At 33.6% G+C, this 15,634-nt stretch carries 14 protein-coding genes; 6 read left to right on the top strand and 8 right to left on the bottom strand.

Annotated features, from left to right (window positions below):
* Positions 1-88: 88 nt before the first annotated feature.
* On the bottom strand, positions 89-1,108 hold the full coding sequence (locus tag KM029_RS15220) for a hypothetical protein (protein ID WP_184679525.1): 1,020 nt from the start codon (positions 1,106-1,108) through the stop codon (positions 89-91).
* A gap of 201 nt (positions 1,109-1,309) precedes the next feature.
* On the opposite strand from KM029_RS15220, the gene proS reads away from it, so the two are divergent.
* From proS to KM029_RS15205, 3 genes are all read left to right on the top strand, one after another.
* The gene (gene proS / locus KM029_RS15215; protein ID WP_144074054.1) at positions 1,310-2,782 is read left to right on the top strand and encodes a proline--tRNA ligase; all 1,473 of its coding nucleotides are present in this window, start codon (positions 1,310-1,312) and stop codon (positions 2,780-2,782) included.
* Positions 2,783-2,877: 95 nt separating this feature from the next.
* The gene (locus tag KM029_RS15210; RefSeq protein ID WP_144074053.1) at positions 2,878-3,513 is read left to right on the top strand and encodes a NeuD/PglB/VioB family sugar acetyltransferase; all 636 of its coding nucleotides are present in this window, start codon (positions 2,878-2,880) and stop codon (positions 3,511-3,513) included.
* Positions 3,514-3,603: 90 nt separating this feature from the next.
* Entirely contained in the window at positions 3,604-4,593 is a 990-nt protein-coding gene (locus KM029_RS15205; protein WP_144074052.1) for a radical SAM protein, read from the top strand.
* Here KM029_RS15205 and KM029_RS15200 read toward each other — a convergent pair.
* From KM029_RS15200 to serS, 3 genes are all read right to left on the bottom strand, one after another.
* Positions 4,590-5,807, bottom strand: a complete 1,218-nt coding sequence (locus tag KM029_RS15200; protein WP_144074051.1) for an acyloxyacyl hydrolase — start codon at positions 5,805-5,807, stop codon at positions 4,590-4,592. The genes KM029_RS15205 and KM029_RS15200 overlap by 4 nt on opposite strands.
* Before the next feature lie 129 nt (positions 5,808-5,936).
* On the bottom strand, positions 5,937-6,194 hold the full coding sequence (rpsT, locus tag KM029_RS15195; RefSeq protein ID WP_144074050.1) for a 30S ribosomal protein S20: 258 nt from the start codon (positions 6,192-6,194) through the stop codon (positions 5,937-5,939).
* A 141-nt stretch (positions 6,195-6,335) separates the two neighbouring features.
* The gene (gene serS / locus KM029_RS15190; protein ID WP_144074049.1) at positions 6,336-7,610 is read right to left on the bottom strand and encodes a serine--tRNA ligase; all 1,275 of its coding nucleotides are present in this window, start codon (positions 7,608-7,610) and stop codon (positions 6,336-6,338) included.
* Positions 7,611-7,712: 102 nt separating this feature from the next.
* Here serS and KM029_RS15185 point away from each other — a divergent pair, with 102 nt between their 5' ends.
* Both KM029_RS15185 and KM029_RS15180 read left to right on the top strand, forming a co-directional pair.
* The gene (locus KM029_RS15185) at positions 7,713-8,516 is read left to right on the top strand and encodes a sulfite exporter TauE/SafE family protein (protein ID WP_144074048.1); all 804 of its coding nucleotides are present in this window, start codon (positions 7,713-7,715) and stop codon (positions 8,514-8,516) included.
* Positions 8,492-9,415: a hypothetical protein gene (locus tag KM029_RS15180; RefSeq protein ID WP_144074047.1), complete on the top strand. Its 924-nt coding sequence runs from the start codon at positions 8,492-8,494 to the stop codon at positions 9,413-9,415. Before KM029_RS15185 ends, KM029_RS15180 begins: the two co-directional genes overlap by 25 nt.
* On the opposite strand, the gene KM029_RS15175 is transcribed toward KM029_RS15180, so the two are convergent.
* Positions 9,412-10,473 carry a Na/Pi symporter gene (locus KM029_RS15175; RefSeq protein ID WP_144074046.1) on the bottom strand — a complete coding sequence of 354 codons (1,062 nt, stop codon included), beginning with the start codon at positions 10,471-10,473 and terminating at the stop codon, positions 9,412-9,414. The genes KM029_RS15180 and KM029_RS15175 overlap by 4 nt on opposite strands.
* Positions 10,474-10,692: 219 nt before the next feature.
* Here KM029_RS15175 and KM029_RS15170 point away from each other — a divergent pair, with 219 nt between their 5' ends.
* Positions 10,693-11,391: an SAM-dependent methyltransferase gene (locus tag KM029_RS15170; RefSeq protein ID WP_144074045.1), complete on the top strand. Its 699-nt coding sequence runs from the start codon at positions 10,693-10,695 to the stop codon at positions 11,389-11,391.
* A 1,415-nt stretch (positions 11,392-12,806) separates the two neighbouring features.
* On the opposite strand, the gene KM029_RS15165 is transcribed toward KM029_RS15170, so the two are convergent.
* The 3 genes from KM029_RS15165 to KM029_RS26945 are packed head-to-tail and all read right to left on the bottom strand — an operon-like array spanning position 12,807 to position 15,560.
* Positions 12,807-13,751 (bottom strand): M20/M25/M40 family metallo-hydrolase, encoded by a 945-nt coding sequence (locus KM029_RS15165; protein ID WP_144074044.1) that lies wholly within the window; start codon positions 13,749-13,751, stop codon positions 12,807-12,809.
* 17 nt (positions 13,752-13,768) lie between these two features.
* Positions 13,769-14,860, bottom strand: a complete 1,092-nt coding sequence (locus tag KM029_RS15160) for a ComEA family DNA-binding protein (protein WP_215586344.1) — start codon at positions 14,858-14,860, stop codon at positions 13,769-13,771.
* Between the two features lie 40 nt (positions 14,861-14,900).
* Positions 14,901-15,560: a glycoside hydrolase family 73 protein gene (locus KM029_RS26945; protein WP_240050309.1), complete on the bottom strand. Its 660-nt coding sequence runs from the start codon at positions 15,558-15,560 to the stop codon at positions 14,901-14,903.
* Positions 15,561-15,634 lie beyond the last annotated feature (74 nt).

The following is a 15,634-nucleotide window of genomic DNA, read 5'->3' as shown; positions in this document are numbered from 1 at the left end:
TTTGATTGTTAGAAATGTCAAGTTACAAAAAAAAGGATGTCTCGTATAGAAACATCCTTAAAATATTTTTTAAAAAACTGTATCAATATTAACGTCTTCTTACAGAACGACCAGCAGATCCACTACTTCTACCTGCTCCAGATGGTGCAGCTCTAAATGATGAACCCGAATTATAACTAGGTCTTTGTAATGAATTATTATTAAAAGAGTTTCTAGAATTATTCCAATTATTATTTGAAGGACGAGTTGTTGTCGTTCTTGGTGCTGTTGCAGTTCTTGCTACAGAAGATTCTCTATATCTAGAAGGGTATTTAACACCTGCAGCAGGTGCATTTGTTACTCTAGAACGAACACTTTGTGCTCTTGCAACTTGTGCTTTACTTGGTGTTGTTGAACGGATTGGGTAATAACCATAACCTGGATAACCTCTATAACCGTAACCTGGGTAGCCACCATACATTGGGTCATACATACCTCCATAACCATAGCCAGGATATCTTCCGTAGCCATAACCAGGGTACATTCCACCCATACCATAACCTGGATAACCCATGCCATAGCCAGGATAACCCATGCCATAGCCAGGATAACCCATTCCATAACCTGGGTACATTCCACCCATGCCCATACCCATTCCGAAACCAATACCTAAGCTAAACGCTGAACTGTTTCCAAAACCGATACCAACACTTGTACTTGTACCATAAGTTCCTGCACTCATTCCTAGAGATACAGAAGGATTAGAGAAAAATCCTCCGCTACTACTTTTTCCAGATTGCTGTTCAGCAATACTCATACCTTGTGTAGCATCCATATAAGCAGAACCAGTAGATGGAATTGATGAAGGAATAGCACCTTCTTCTACATTATAATATTGATAGCCATAACCAGTACCTACTCCATCCGGGTTTGCAAAGCGACTCTGAGGTGCTTGGCGATCCGGTGAATCAGGAAAATCATGATTACCAATATTTAACGGCTGCATTGCAGGTTTTGCACTTAATGCTTCTCTGTCTGCCTTTGTAAAGTACATATCATCAAATTCCTGTGCAAATACAGAAGTTACAGTGAATAGCGTACTTATGGCAGTATATATCCATTTATTCATAATAAACGTAGTTACATACCTTTAAAGTCTCCAATGGGATTAAAAAACTATTATATTTGTGTTCCTCTTGGAAACCAAAAAATATTGTTAGTGATAGCTTCTAGACAAATATAAGAATATTAAGCAATATATCATTAACTTTAACACTTCAAGAGGTTTTTATATACTTGATTGTAACCACTTTCAGATAGTTTATACATAATGGCAAAAGGCTTACCAAAGAGAGGCGATGATTATTCAGCTTGGTACAACGAGTTGGTAAAAAAGGCTGATCTAGCTGAAAACTCAGCAGTACGTGGATGTATGGTTATTAAACCATACGGTTATGCAATTTGGGAAAAAATGCAACAAACTTTAGACAAAATGTTTAAAGATACTGGGCATTCAAATGCTTACTTTCCACTTTTAATTCCAAAATCTTATTTAAGTAAAGAAGCTGACCACGTAGATGGTTTTGCTAAAGAATGTGCTGTAGTTACACATTACCGCTTAAAAAATGCAGAAGATGGTTCTGGTGTTGTTGTAGACCCCGAAGCTAAATTAGACGAAGAGCTTATCGTTCGTCCTACTTCTGAAACTGTAATTTGGAGTACTTACAAAAATTGGATTCAATCGTACAGAGATCTTCCATTACTTGTAAACCAATGGGCTAACGTAATGCGTTGGGAAATGCGTACTCGTTTATTTTTACGTACTTCAGAGTTTTTATGGCAAGAAGGTCATACTGCTCACGCAACTAAAGGAGAAGCTGTAGCAGAAACTAAGCAAATGCTAGATGTATATGCTGATTTTGCTGAAAACTTTATGGGCGTTCCTGTTGTAAAAGGTGTAAAAACTGCAAATGAACGTTTTGCTGGTGCTGTAGATACTTTCTGTATTGAGGCTATGATGCAAGATGGAAAAGCTTTACAAGCGGGTACATCTCACTTCTTAGGGCAAAATTTTGCAAAAGCATTTGATGTAAAATTCTCTGACAAAGACAATAAATTAGAGCATGTTTGGGGTACATCTTGGGGTGTAAGTACACGTCTAATGGGAGCTTTAATTATGGCTCATTCAGATGATGAAGGATTAGTTCTCCCTCCTAAATTAGCTCCTATTCAAGTTGTTATTGTTCCTATTTACAAAAGTCAAGAACAATTAGATACAATTTCTGAAAAAGCAAAAGAGATACAAAAAGCTTTACAAGCACTAAATATCTCTGTTAAATTTGATGACCGTGATTTACGTCCTGGTTTCAAGTTTGCCGATTGGGAATTAAAAGGTGTTCCTGTTCGTTTAGCTATGGGACAACGTGATTTAGAGAATGGTACTGTCGAAATTGCTCGTCGAGATACTAAAGAGAAAAATACGTATCAATTGGATGGTGTTATCGAATCTATCCAAAAATTATTGGATGATGTTCAAGAAAACATTTTCAATAAAGCACTTGATTACCGTGAATCTCATATCACTCCTGTAGATACCTTTGAGGAATTCAAAGATGTCTTAGAAAACAAAGGTGGTTTCATTGCAGCACACTGGGATGGAACATCTGAAACAGAAGATAAAATTAAGGACTTAACGAAAGCCACAATTCGTTGTATTCCTTTAAATAATAAGCAAGAAGAAGGTACTTGTATTCTTACAGGTAATCCATCTACACAACGTGTACTTTTTGCTAAAGCATACTAATATTTGCTTTAATAAAACTTTCAAACGGATAGTAGTTGTATCTTACAAGTACTATCCGTTTTTTATTCAAAATTTCGTAGATAATAGAAAATCTTATGGAAATCAATCCAGTTATCATCTTTGGTGCTAGTGGCTTAGGTAAAGCTGCTCTAGATATTTTTAAAAGTCAAGATATTTTGGTGTTTTGCTTTCTTGATACCAACGAAGAACTGCATGGTGCAGAAATTGGAGAAGTAACCGTTATGGGAGCTCCTTCTAATGATGGATTCTTAAAACATATTGGTAAAAAGTGTGATGCTTTTGTAGCTATTGAAGATCAAGAGACACGCCAAAAAGTTACACAAATGCTTAAGGAACGTCGTAAATCGATGCCTGTAAATGCTATTCACAAAGATGCTAGTATTTCTCCTTCTGCATATCTTGGTTATGGTAACTTTATTAATGCTGGTGCTCGTATAGGTTATGACGCTAAGGTTCCTGAAAGTTGTGTAATTCATAGTAATGCTGTTTTAGAACATAATGCAGAACTAGAAGATTTAGTAACTGTTGGATCGGGTGCAATTATAGGTACAGGAGCCAAAATTGGTAAAGGTGCATTAATTGGATCAGGTGCAATTATATCTTCTAACGTTATTGTTGGAGAAGGTGCTCAAGTTGCTCCTGGATCATTGGTTATGACTGAAGTAAAAGCCAATGCAACAGTATTTGGTATGCCTGCTCAAGAAATTTAATTAAAGTATGGTTTAAGAATTAAGAAAAATAGGTACTCTCATCTCTTCTTTCTTAATTCTTAAATCATCTCTATAAATTCTAAACTTAAAATGCGCCTCATTTCACACCCTGTATTATGTAACTACTATGTTACCTACCGCTGTAATGCAAAATGTCACTTTTGTGATATTTGGGAAAAACCATCTCCATATATTACGCTAAAGGATGCTGAAAAGAATTTTATCGATTTAAAAAAATTAGGTGTTAAAGTAATAGATTTTACAGGAGGAGAACCGTTATTACACCAACAATTACCGGAACTACTTACTCTTGCTAAAAAATATGGTTTTATAACTACTATCACTACAAACGGATTACTTTACCCCAAAAAGGCACATCAGTTAAAAGGATTAATTGATATGTTACATTTCTCTTTAGATGCTTTTGATAAGGCTACTCATGATAAAGGAAGAGGTGTTGCCTGCTATGATAAAGTACTTGAGTCTATTGAATTGGCTAAATCTTTAGGCGAAAAACCTGATATATTATTTACTGTAATGAATACTAATATTGATGATATTTCAGAAGTATACGAGCACATTACACGTCCAAACCATTTGATTCTTCTACTTAACCCCATCTTCGAATATGGAGAAGTTGGTGGTGGACTCTCTAAAACATCAATTGAGAAACTAAGCAAGTGGTCAAATCAAAAACATATTTTTTTAAATGATGCTTTTCTAACACTCAGAAAGGATGGAGGTAATCATATTGAAAATCCTATTTGTAAAGCTGCGAGTACAAGCATTGTTATTTCACCTAAAAACTCTTTAATACTACCATGCTACCATCTCGGGGATCAAGAATTTGATATCAACGGAGAACTTGCTTCACTCTATCAATCAAAAAAAATTCAGGCAATTATCGCTCAAGAAGGAAAATTACCTGAATGTGAAGGCTGTGCAATCAATTGTTATATGCAACCTTCTTTCTCTGTAGAAATCAATAAATATTTTTGGAAAGCACTACCTAGCACCTTAAAATACAATTATTGGAAAGGTACATGGAAACATCTTTTCAATTCTAAATCCACATTTTAGATTCCATTACGCTTACCGTACATTCGGAATCCAACCCCCCACTCAATAAAATCAGCAATAAAACCTCCAGGTGTTTTTAAAGCTAAGTGAGCAAAGATATTCTTGGTAACGTCATACCTTCCACCCACTCTTGCATACCAACCTCCTCGGCCTTCTACATTCATTAATGGAACACCCACCTGAGTTACTACTGTAAAACGATGAATCATTAGTTCATGAGATACATGTATACCTGGATAAAATAATTTACTATTTGGTACTCCATTCGGGTATTGTGATTGGTACTCTTCTACAAGAGATCCATCGTAGAATAAATCTACACCGATACCATACTTTCCTTTTCGACTATAATTTCTTGCTACATCAACTGCCCAAGTAGCTGTGCCATAATATTTATTTTGATCTTCAATATTATAAGGTGATGTACTTACACCTCCAGACACAAAAGTATAGTACTCCCAAAAAGGATGAAATTCAGGAAGGTCATAGTGTATATTTTTCTCTCTAGGGTCTTTATCTTTTGGAATATATACACCACCTTTTTTAGGGATATATGGATTAAAGTAATATTTAACGCCAATATTGGCTCCGTATAAATTCACTCCTTTATTAGGTGTTCTTGTTCTACCATTAGAAAAATGTGTAAATAATAAACCTGCAGAACCATCTAACCTTCTAGAAATTTTAAAATTACCTTCAACGCTAACGGTTAAGTAGAAATTAAAATCACTCCCTATTGCAGTTTGATCTGGGTTGTTTTTCGGATCATAACCAAAAAAGTCGTAAGCTAAACCTGCCCCTAAATCGTAATTAAGACTCCATTTATTATATGTTTTAAACGGACCATTAAAGAAACCATACAATGCACTTGGATTACCTAATATATTAGCTTCTGGAAAAAAAGTAGCTTGATATAAACCAAAACCATAAGTAGGGTACCCAAAAAGTTGATGCCATTTTTTACGACCGTAACCTTTCCAACCCACTCTCAATTCTAAGGCACTAAAGTAATTATTCTCCACTTCTTCTAATCCATCTACTCCTGTAGAGAAATGCCCACCAAAATGAATTTTAGTTTGACCAAAAATTTGACGGGGGTATGTTTTATTGGAATCTGTAGTATCAGCCTTTAGAAACTCTAAAGATTGCGCATTACATTTTAAATGAAGGACACAGAAAAAAAGTAGTCCTAATAACAGTTTGTTGTAGTTCATGTTAATAACTTAGAAGTCTTGTAGTAATACCTGAACAGTAAAAGATTGATAGTGTAAAAATAAAAAAAGCCAAGATTAATAAATAATCTTGGCTTCTTATTTTTTCAAAATTAATTGAAAAAGATCAAATTAAGCTGCAAGTTGGTTAACGTGCTTAGCTAATTTAGATTTTTTGTTTGCAGCATTTTTGTTATGAATGATGTTACGTTTTGCTAACTTATCAATCATAGATGCTACTTTCGTATACAACTCAACAGCTTCAGCGTGATCTTTTGTTTCACGTAGACGTTTAACAAAAGTACGCGTAGATTTTAGTTGATATCTATTTCTTAAGCGCTTCGCTTCGTTAGAGCGAATTCTTTTCTTTGCTGACTTATGATTTGCCATTATATATAAGTATTAAAATTCTTAGATAAAGTTTGAGTATCAATCCTCACGAATATCTCTCAAACGGAATGCAAAAATATTGTATTTATTATTAATAAACAAGTAGGTTGTACGTTAACAACGATAAATATCTACTATCTATCAGTCAATTATATCAAATCCTGTATATTTCTGCAGTACTTCAGGTACTAAAATACCTTTTTCTGTTTGATTATTTTCAAGAATTGCGGCTAAAACACGCGGTAAAGCCAATGCAGAACCATTCAATGTATGAAGTAGAGAAGTTTTTTTGTTATTATCTCTAAATCTTAATTTTAAACGGTTTGCTTGGAAATTTCCGAAATTACTAATTGAACTAACCTCTAACCAACGTTCTTGTGCAGCAGAATAAACTTCTAAATCAAAGCAAAGGTTTGCATTGAAACTCAAATCACCACTACACAAACGTAAACGTCTATAAGGTAGATTTAATTTTTGAAGAAGCATTTCTACATGCAATACCATTCTTTCGTGAGCTTCTGCAGAGTCTTCTGCTTTTTGAACCTCTACTATTTCAACTTTATCAAATTGATGTAATCTGTTCAAACCTCTAACGTGAGCACCCCAAGACCCTGCCTCTCTACGGAAACAAGGAGTATGTCCTGCCATCTTTTTAGGTAAATCTTTCTCTTGTAATAATTCACCTCTAAAAATATTTGTGATTGGTACCTCTGCTGTAGGAATCAAGTATAAATCATCTGCAGGCATATAATACATTTGTCCTTCTTTGTCTGGAAGTTGTCCTGTACCATAACCAGATGCCTCATTAATTAATATTGGAGGTTGAACTTCTGTATATCCAGCATCAACTGCTTCGTCTAAAAAGAAACTAATTAATGCTCGTTGCATACGTGCTCCTTTACCTTTATAGAAAGGAAAGCCTGCTCCTGCTACTTTATTACCTAATTCGAAATCAATAATATCGTATTTCTCAATAAGGTCCCAATGAGGTTTAGAAGCACTATGTAAAGTAGGTTTATCACCTTTCTCATACATTACCTCATTATCCTCGTCAGAATATCCTTCTATTACACTTGGATGTGGAATATTAGGGATTTGATATAATAAATTTTGCAACTCTTCTTCAAGTTCAGCAACTGTTGAACTTAAATCTTTTGCTTTTTGTTTATTCTCTGCGGCAGAAGCTTTAGCAGCTTCAGCTTTTTCTTTTTGACCTGATTTCATAAGCATACCAATTTCTTTGGCACTCTTATTTGCTTCTGCTAAAGCATCATCACGGTCTTTTTGAGCTCGACGTCTTGATTCATCCAATAACAATACTTTATCTATTGTTTCTACTGGATTTTCAAAATGTCTTTTCTGTAACCCTTCGATTACTTCAGCTTTATTTTCAGATATATATGAGACTAATAACATTTTTGTCTGTTTTATTTGAATTTGAAGTACAAATATAGTTAACTTTTAGAACGAGAACTCACTTAAAATTGCTAAAAAAGAAATTACCCGTAAAAACTACCCATGGATTCTCATTTATTTGAATATACATCTATCATTGCATACATAATTACTGGAATTATAGCTGGAATAGTTAATACATTAGCTGGTGGAGGTTCTTTATTTACGCTTTCATTACTAATGTTTCTAGGTATGCCTGTTGGAGTAGCAAATGGAACTAACCGCCTAGGTATTTTATTTCAGAATGCCACAGGAGCTTATACATTCAAAAAAAGTAATTTACTTGATATCCCTTCTTCGCTCAGGTTTGTTATTCCCTCTTTAATTGGAGCTATAGTTGGTGCATTTACAGTAGCAGATATAGATGAACAAACTTTGCAGTACATTATTGGTACATTAATGATTGGAATGCTTTATCCTATTCTTAAAAAGAAAGAACAATCTCCTGCTGTTCAATTTGCTGTAGGGCAAAAACCTAAATACACTGTTTGGAGAGATAATATTATATTCTTTGCTATTGGTTTTTATGGTGGCTTTGTTCAAGCAGGTATTGGTATTATGATATTAGTAAGTGTATCCAACTTAGGAAAAATGACACTAATTAGAGCTAATGCTATAAAAATGCTTATTATTGCTGTATATACTTTACCTGTTTTCCTTGTTTTTCTATATAAAGGACAAGTTATGTGGCTCGCTGCTATTCTATTAGCTGTCGGACAAGTTATAGGCACATGGTTTGCAGGTAAATTTGCATCAGGATCTGAAAAAGCCAACGAAATAATAAAGTGGCTACTCGTTTCTATGGTAGCAATTTCTATTTTAAAAATGTTTGGATTACTAACATGGCTCGTACATCTGTTTCAATAAATAATTTTTCTATTCTACTTATAGTTACTATTCTCTTTTTTAGTGCGTTTAGTTCTACTGCTGCCTATGCTCAAGAAAATAGAGACAAGAATGCTAAAAACGTTACAAAGAAAAAACAAACTGATAAAACACAGAAACAGAAAAAAAAGGAAAAAGCTAAAAAACAGAAATCTTACCAAGTAAATAGTGCTACTGCTCCTTTAACTCCTAGTCAATCTAAAGAATACAGTGGAAAAAATACTGGAAACAAACCTTTAGATGAGCAAAAATCGAGAAGAAAATCAAAAAATGCTGGAAAAGTAAATCCTAATATCAAGCTATCTGATAATGCTCGGAAAAATGTTTCTAAAGACATGAAAAAATTCAAGCCTTATGTAAATAACAATCCGAAGAAAAAACAAAAAGCAGTAAGTGCTCATAAAAATTCTCCTGTATTAGTTACAGTAGAAAAGAACAAAGGAAAAAAAATAAATAAGGCGGCTGCTAACCAAAAAGGGTATGTTATTGTAGAAAAAAATAAAGGGAGAAGAGTTGGTCGTGATGCTGCAAACCAAAAAGGATATGTTGTAGTAGAAAAGAACAAAGGTAGAAAGGTAGGCAAGGAAGCTGCTCAATATAGAGGTTACGTTATTGTAGATCGATCTAGAAATAGACGCATTGCTAAACAAGCTGCTAATTTTGAACCTAACTATGTAAGAATAAAGCAACGTCTTACATTAACTAAGATGTATTATGGTAAAGGGCATGGAAAGAATTCATATAAGCATGTGCAAAAGAAAAAATTTGCTCCGCACTTTAAAACAATTCAAAATGCTCAGATGAAAGGAAAATCAAATTCTATGAAAGAAAAACCTTCAAAATATACATATGATAAAGGCGAAACAGAAATTTGGAATTAAGTACTGAGCCATACTAATATAAAAGGCAAGACAAAGAACAGCGTAAATAAATACAGAAAACCAAAAATACGTTCTCTAGCTGCCAAATATCCTAATTTTTTAGAGTACCAAACAGGTAACTTCTTGAGTATTGGAATGGTTGTAAAAATTATCACCCCAATAACATTAAATAGTACATGGGTTAAAGCAATTTCTACCCCATATTCCGTTCCTGTAGCTAAAGCAGCCAATAATGCAGTAATTGTTGTACCTACATTCGCTCCCATTATAAACATGAAAGCTCTTGATAAACCAATCTTCTTGCTTGCAGTTAAAGGAACAATTAAAGAAGATGTTATTGAACTAGATTGAACAACAGCAGTTAAAGACAAGCCTGAAATAAGACTCACAAAATCATTTTTGAATACAAAATCTTCTGCCTTTAATTTACTTTTGGTCATTAAGACCTCTTTAGTCATCCCTCCTATTAACTTCAGAGAAAAAATCATCATTACAATGGCAATACCTAGTAAAATGAATGGATGATCCGTCATTCCTGAAAATAGGCTGTCAATTATTGTGTCAACTCCAATTCCTACACCACTAAAATGTGCATTTTTTATTGGAAGATCAGTAGAGAAAAAACTACTTGCTATAATTTGAGATAAATTAGATAAGAAGCCAGTGGTTAATTCTAAAGGCATAAGAATTATAGCCACAAAAATATTAAAAAAGTCATGTAATGCTGCTCCAGATAAAGCACGCATAAAGACGCTCTTATTATCTATATAACTTAATGCTACAATTGTACTTGTAACTGTAGTACCAATATTAGCACCCATTACTACAAATACAGCATCATCTAAAGATACCTGCCCTAAACCTACTGCACCAACAAGTATAGAAGTAACTGCAGAACTACTTTGGAAAATTGCCGCACCTAGAAGACCTATAAAAAAATATATAAAAGGATTATGTGCCGCAGCCACTAACTCTTCTGCAAACCCTCCTCCTAATAAAGTGAAAGAGTACTTCATCACTCCAAATGAAATGAACATTAAATAAAATGCACAAATCATGAAAAATGACTTCTTTATTATTTCACCATAATCAACATTTCCCAATTTTTTCTTGTTTATTGTGGCTCTTGCTACTTATCAGCACCTAATTCATTAAGTTTGTAAAATTAGTAAATAGTAGTGTTCAAATTACACAGAGTATATTAATAAAAAATGAATTAATATAAATTAAGTGATTTTAACATTGTTAATGAAATAATCTTTTAAACATTAATTATCGTGTTTTTATACTTAATTCCAAGTCTTCTTGCTGCAGAGCGTTATGATGTGCTGCCCGAAGAAACAAAAAAAGCATTGCAATCAACAAAATACTTTTTTGTTGAAGATCTTAGAACTGCTCGTCGTTTTATCGGAGGATGGAAGATAGAGGGAGTTACAGTACAAGATCTAAATTTTCAAATTTTAGATAAAAAAACAAAACCAGAACAAGTTCAAAACTTATTCAAAGCTGTTCCTAAAGGAGAAAATATAGGTATTATATCTGAAGCAGGATGCCCAGGTATAGCAGATCCAGGCGCTTTAGCTGTTCAATACGCTCACAAGAAAAATATAAAAGTAAAACCCCTTGTTGGTCCATCTTCTATATTACTAGCCTTAATGGCTTCTGGCTTAAGTGGGCAAAAATTTGCTTTCCATGGATATCTGCCAATTCAAAAAGCAGAAAAGATAAAAGCCATGAAAACTCTTGAGAAAGATTCTGCAAAGTTATATCAAGCTCAAATATTTATGGAGACTCCTTTTAGAAATGGAGCAATGCTAGAAGATTTATGCAATAATCTAAGTCCTATGACTAAACTTTGTATAGCATCAAATATTCAAGCAGAAGATGAGTACATCAAAACACTTACTCTTAAAGAGTGGAAATTTGAAAAAGTTGATATTCATAAAAAACCAACAATCTTCATTCTTCAGTCATAATGTTATAGGAATAACAATTATTTAACTGAAAAATTGATTTTTAATTAAGCCTTCACTCTAAAAGTGAAGGTTTTTTTTGTGTTAAGTGAACCATCATTATTAATTCACTAATCAACACTTCTATAAATAAGATGTAATTATAAATTTGATAAAAAAATTGATAATTTTTTAATAAAAATGTAAATATTAAGCTATTTCATTAAAAAGTTTGCAGTATAAAATAAAATTCCTTTACTTTGTATCAACAACAAAAGGGAAAGGTAAAACGATTATCTGAATTAGTTGTAAAAAGATTATGATACTGTAAGGTGATGAAACTGGCAGACATGCCCTCCTGTCTCGGGGGTGGAGGTTCGCGATAAACACTAGGTAATGGGTTGACCACTAAACGTGCGATGCACACACGATTTGTCTAGTTGCTAAGTACTCCGTGAAGGTTCGACTCCTTCCCTTACAGCTACTACTTATTATACGAATAAGTAGACTTTTGAAATACACTGTAAGATGATGAAACTGGCAGACATGCCCTCCTGTCTCGGGGGTGGAGGTTCGCGATAAACACTAGTAATGGGTTGACCACTAAACGTGCGATGCATACACGATTTGCTAGAAGGCTAAGCACTCCGTGAAGGTTCGACTCCTTCTCTTACAGCTACTACTTATTATACGAATAAGTAGGCTTTTGAAATACACTGTAAGGTGATGAAACTGGCAGACATGCCCTCCTGTCTCGGGGGTGGAGGTTCGCGATAAACACTAGTAATGGGTTGACCACTAAACGTGCGATGCATACACGATTTGCTAGAAGGCTAAGCACTCCGTGAAGGTTCGACTCCTTCCCTTACAGCTACTACTTATTATACGAATAAGTAGGCTTTTGAAATATACTGTAAGATGATGAAACTGGCAGACATGCCCTCCTGTCTCGGGGGTGGAGGTTCGCGATAAACATTTAGTAATACAAAGTGTGATGCATACACAATTACTAGAAGGCTAAGCACTTCGTGAAGGTTCGACTCCTTCCCTTACAGCTACTACTTATTATACGAATAAGTAGACTTTTGAAATACACTGTAAGGTGATGAAACTGGCAGACATGCCCTCCTGTCTCGAGGGTGAAGGTTCGCGATAAACATTTAGTAATACAAAGTGTGATGCATACACAATTACTAGAAGGCTAAGCACTTCGTGAAGGTTCGACTCCTTCCCTTACAGCTACTACTTATTATACGAATAAGTAGACTTTTGAAATACACTGTAAGGTGATGAAACTGGCAGACATGCCCTCCTGTCTCGGGGGTGGAGGTTCGCGATAAACACTAGGTAATGGGTTGACCACTAAACGTGCGATGCACACACGATTTGTCTAGTTGCTAAGTACTCCGTGAAGGTTCGATTCCTTCCCTTACAGCATACTAAAGCTTTCTAATTTTTCTTAGAAGGCTTTTTTTATGTCCTACCTTTTCCATAAAAGATAAAATCATTTTACTAGAGTCTACAAAAAAACCAATATTGATGCTATCAAAAGTATCTGATGGCCTATGATAGTCCTTATGTTCTTCAACCCCAAAATAGATAAATGGTATTCCTTTTTTATGAAACTCTCCGTGATCTGAAGCAAAAACCCAATTATTCAAACCTTCATCTTTTCTACGATCATGGCCAAATTTAACAGTCATATTACCTTCAACGCTATTTTGAATATCCTTACGGTATTCATTATGATAATGAACACCAGTAACAGACAACTCGTTAATATCACTTTTGGATATCATATCCATATTAACAAACAATAAAATTGATTCTAATTGCAAAAAGTTACTTTCTAAAAAATAGGCTGATCCCGCACATCTGCTTTCTTCAGCATCAAAAGAAATAAATACAATTGGTAAATCTGCTGGGTTTTTAACAAACTCTTTCGCTATTTCTAAAAGTGCAGCTACGCCTGAAGCGTTATCATCTGCTCCATTATAAATATCTCCTCCAAAAACACCTAAATGATCATAATGTGCTCCAATAATTATACACCCTTCATTAGGATGTACTACTTTCTTCCCCTCAACGTAACCAATCACATTATGGCCCACTTCATGAACATTGTATAGCTTATTATAAAAATTAAAAGTTTGGATAAAAGAGCTATCAAAATGTTTTAAACCAATTTTTTTAAATTCGTCTACCACATAATCTCTTGCTAATAACCCTCCTTTGGTATTTGTTTTACGACCTTCAAAATAATCCGAAGAAAGTATTCTAGTTGTCGTAAGTAAAGATACAGGGTCTAATCTACGTTCCTGGGCTAATAGGCTCGTAGAAATAATACTACTTAATACAAAACAAAAAAATACTCTCAATAACATTCTCTATTCAAAAAAATCTATTTACGAAACGATAAATATGGAATTATATTCTCTAAATCTTGTTCATTGATGGTCTTAATTTTAAGTAAATCAATAATACTTGTATAAGGTCCGTGTTGTTTCCTATAGTTAATAATCCACCTTGCCTGCTTGTAAGAAATATAAGGATGAGTAGCTAATTTCTCGTAGCTAACAGTATTTACCTCTATTTTAATAATAGATCCATCTTTAAAAACTAATTGAGATACTATATCATTATAAACATCTTTTATTCCATAAATCTCTAAAAGTTGTTCTTTTTTATAAAAACTACCTCCGAGCTTGTTTCTATAACTAATTATTTTGTTTGCTCTAACTTCTCCTATCCCACTTAACTTTTTAAAATCTTCTAAAGTACCAGTATTAATATCGACTGAATATATGATTTTCTTTTTAATTAGTAGATCTTCTGGTAAAAGAATAGAGTCGGAGATACTTTTATAGAAAACAGAATCAACTCCATATAATTTTAAGAAGTCTCTTTTTACTTTTAAAACTCCTCCAGCCTTTCTATAACCAATTAAAGATTTAATTATTGATGATGGGAAGAACATTGCTTCAAGTTCCTGTTTTTGTACATCATTAGGATTAAACGATAAAAGCTTAAGTTTCTTCTTCTTTATAACAGGTTTATAACTTTTTCTATAATTACCTTTTTGAGGTTTAGGAAGGTACTGCTTGTTTATAATGAGATAAGGACTTACTAAAGAAAATAATTCTGTTGTCATCCCATTGATCTTTTTAAGATCAGATTTTTCATAAAATTGTCCTCCCTTCAATCTAAACTTTACAATTCGTTCACCTAAATAGAAAGGAATACCATACTTCTTCCATTCTTGCGGAGTAGCAAAATTAGGGTCAAAAGTTTTTATAAAAGGTGTAGACTCTAACACTAAATAAGTCAAATTATCTTTTTGACCTGTATTAAGGATAGATTGTATTTTTTTATAAACCTGAGGGGTATATAGACATAAGAGTACAATTGGGATAAGTAAGAGTAAACTGAAAAATTCTCGAGTACGCATACTTACCTTCTCTTGCAGATAAGTTAAAAGTAGAAAGTATTTCAAAATTTGTTAGTTGTAGAATCGTTAATACAAAAAATTATTTTTACCGCTTATCTAATTCATTTAAACGGTATGTTTCAATAATAGTAATTAATTTAGAAGGATATTTAGGATCTGTAGCATAACCTGCTTTTTTTAATCCTTTAGCCCATCCTTTATAATCCGTTATTTTTAATTCAAACAATGATGAATACCATGATCTAGTTCTTAAAAAATCTCCATGATCTTCGTAAGAATCTAAAACTGAATCATACACTCTAAAACATTCATTAGGTCTATCATCATCATATTTATAAGATTCTCCATTCCAATTACCGCCACATTTAATACCAAAATGATTATTTGATGCTCTCGATAATTTACTATTCCCATTACCTGATTCTAATAAACCTTGAGCCAGTGTAATACTTGCAGGTACTTTCTTTTTATGCATGGATTCTATAGCATAATCCTTATACATACTAATGTACTCTTGAGGAGTTAGCTTTTTCCCTGCTGGTATTTTATCTTCAACTCCTTTTTTAGGTTTAGCTGTATTGTTTTTTGTGGTAGACTGCCCATTGGTGTTTCCGCCTCCATTCTCTGCTAAAAGTTCTCTATTTCTTCTTTCTACACGATTAGAGTACGTGTATTTACTCAAAGACTGACACGATGAAAAAATAAGAGTAAGGAGTATAGAAATTAAAAATAAATACTTCTTCATTTGAAATTGAATCAAAAAATTAAAAAGGCTCATGACTACAGTTATCACTGCAAATCATGAGCCTAAATTTATAT

This window comes from Flammeovirga kamogawensis (genome assembly GCF_018736065.1).
GTDB classification, from domain to species: Bacteria; Bacteroidota; Bacteroidia; order Cytophagales; family Flammeovirgaceae; genus Flammeovirga; species Flammeovirga kamogawensis.
Note: the sequence above shows the minus strand (reverse complement) of the source record. Positions and strands in the feature narration are given on the sequence as shown.

What these genes read in the sequence shown, in the direction of transcription:
- KM029_RS15220 (WP_184679525.1), bottom strand. Translation starts at nt 1,108, where the DNA reads ATGAATAAATGGATATATACTGCCATAAGTACGCTATTCACTGTAACT.
- KM029_RS15175 (WP_144074046.1), bottom strand. Translation starts at nt 10,473, where the DNA reads ATGATTTGTGCATTTTATTTAATGTTCATTTCATTTGGAGTGATGAAG.
- KM029_RS26945 (WP_240050309.1), bottom strand. Translation starts at nt 15,560, where the DNA reads ATGAAGAAGTATTTATTTTTAATTTCTATACTCCTTACTCTTATTTTT.
- rpsT (WP_144074050.1), bottom strand. Translation starts at nt 6,194, where the DNA reads ATGGCAAATCATAAGTCAGCAAAGAAAAGAATTCGCTCTAACGAAGCG.
- KM029_RS15165 (WP_144074044.1), bottom strand. Translation starts at nt 13,751, where the DNA reads ATGTTATTGAGAGTATTTTTTTGTTTTGTATTAAGTAGTATTATTTCT.
- KM029_RS15205 (WP_144074052.1), top strand. Translation starts at nt 3,604, where the DNA reads ATGCGCCTCATTTCACACCCTGTATTATGTAACTACTATGTTACCTAC.
- proS (WP_144074054.1), top strand. Translation starts at nt 1,310, where the DNA reads ATGGCAAAAGGCTTACCAAAGAGAGGCGATGATTATTCAGCTTGGTAC.
- KM029_RS15200 (WP_144074051.1), bottom strand. Translation starts at nt 5,807, where the DNA reads ATGAACTACAACAAACTGTTATTAGGACTACTTTTTTTCTGTGTCCTT.
- KM029_RS15185 (WP_144074048.1), top strand. Translation starts at nt 7,713, where the DNA reads ATGGATTCTCATTTATTTGAATATACATCTATCATTGCATACATAATT.
- KM029_RS15180 (WP_144074047.1), top strand. Translation starts at nt 8,492, where the DNA reads ATGGCTCGTACATCTGTTTCAATAAATAATTTTTCTATTCTACTTATA.
- serS (WP_144074049.1), bottom strand. Translation starts at nt 7,610, where the DNA reads ATGTTATTAGTCTCATATATATCTGAAAATAAAGCTGAAGTAATCGAA.
- KM029_RS15210 (WP_144074053.1), top strand. Translation starts at nt 2,878, where the DNA reads ATGGAAATCAATCCAGTTATCATCTTTGGTGCTAGTGGCTTAGGTAAA.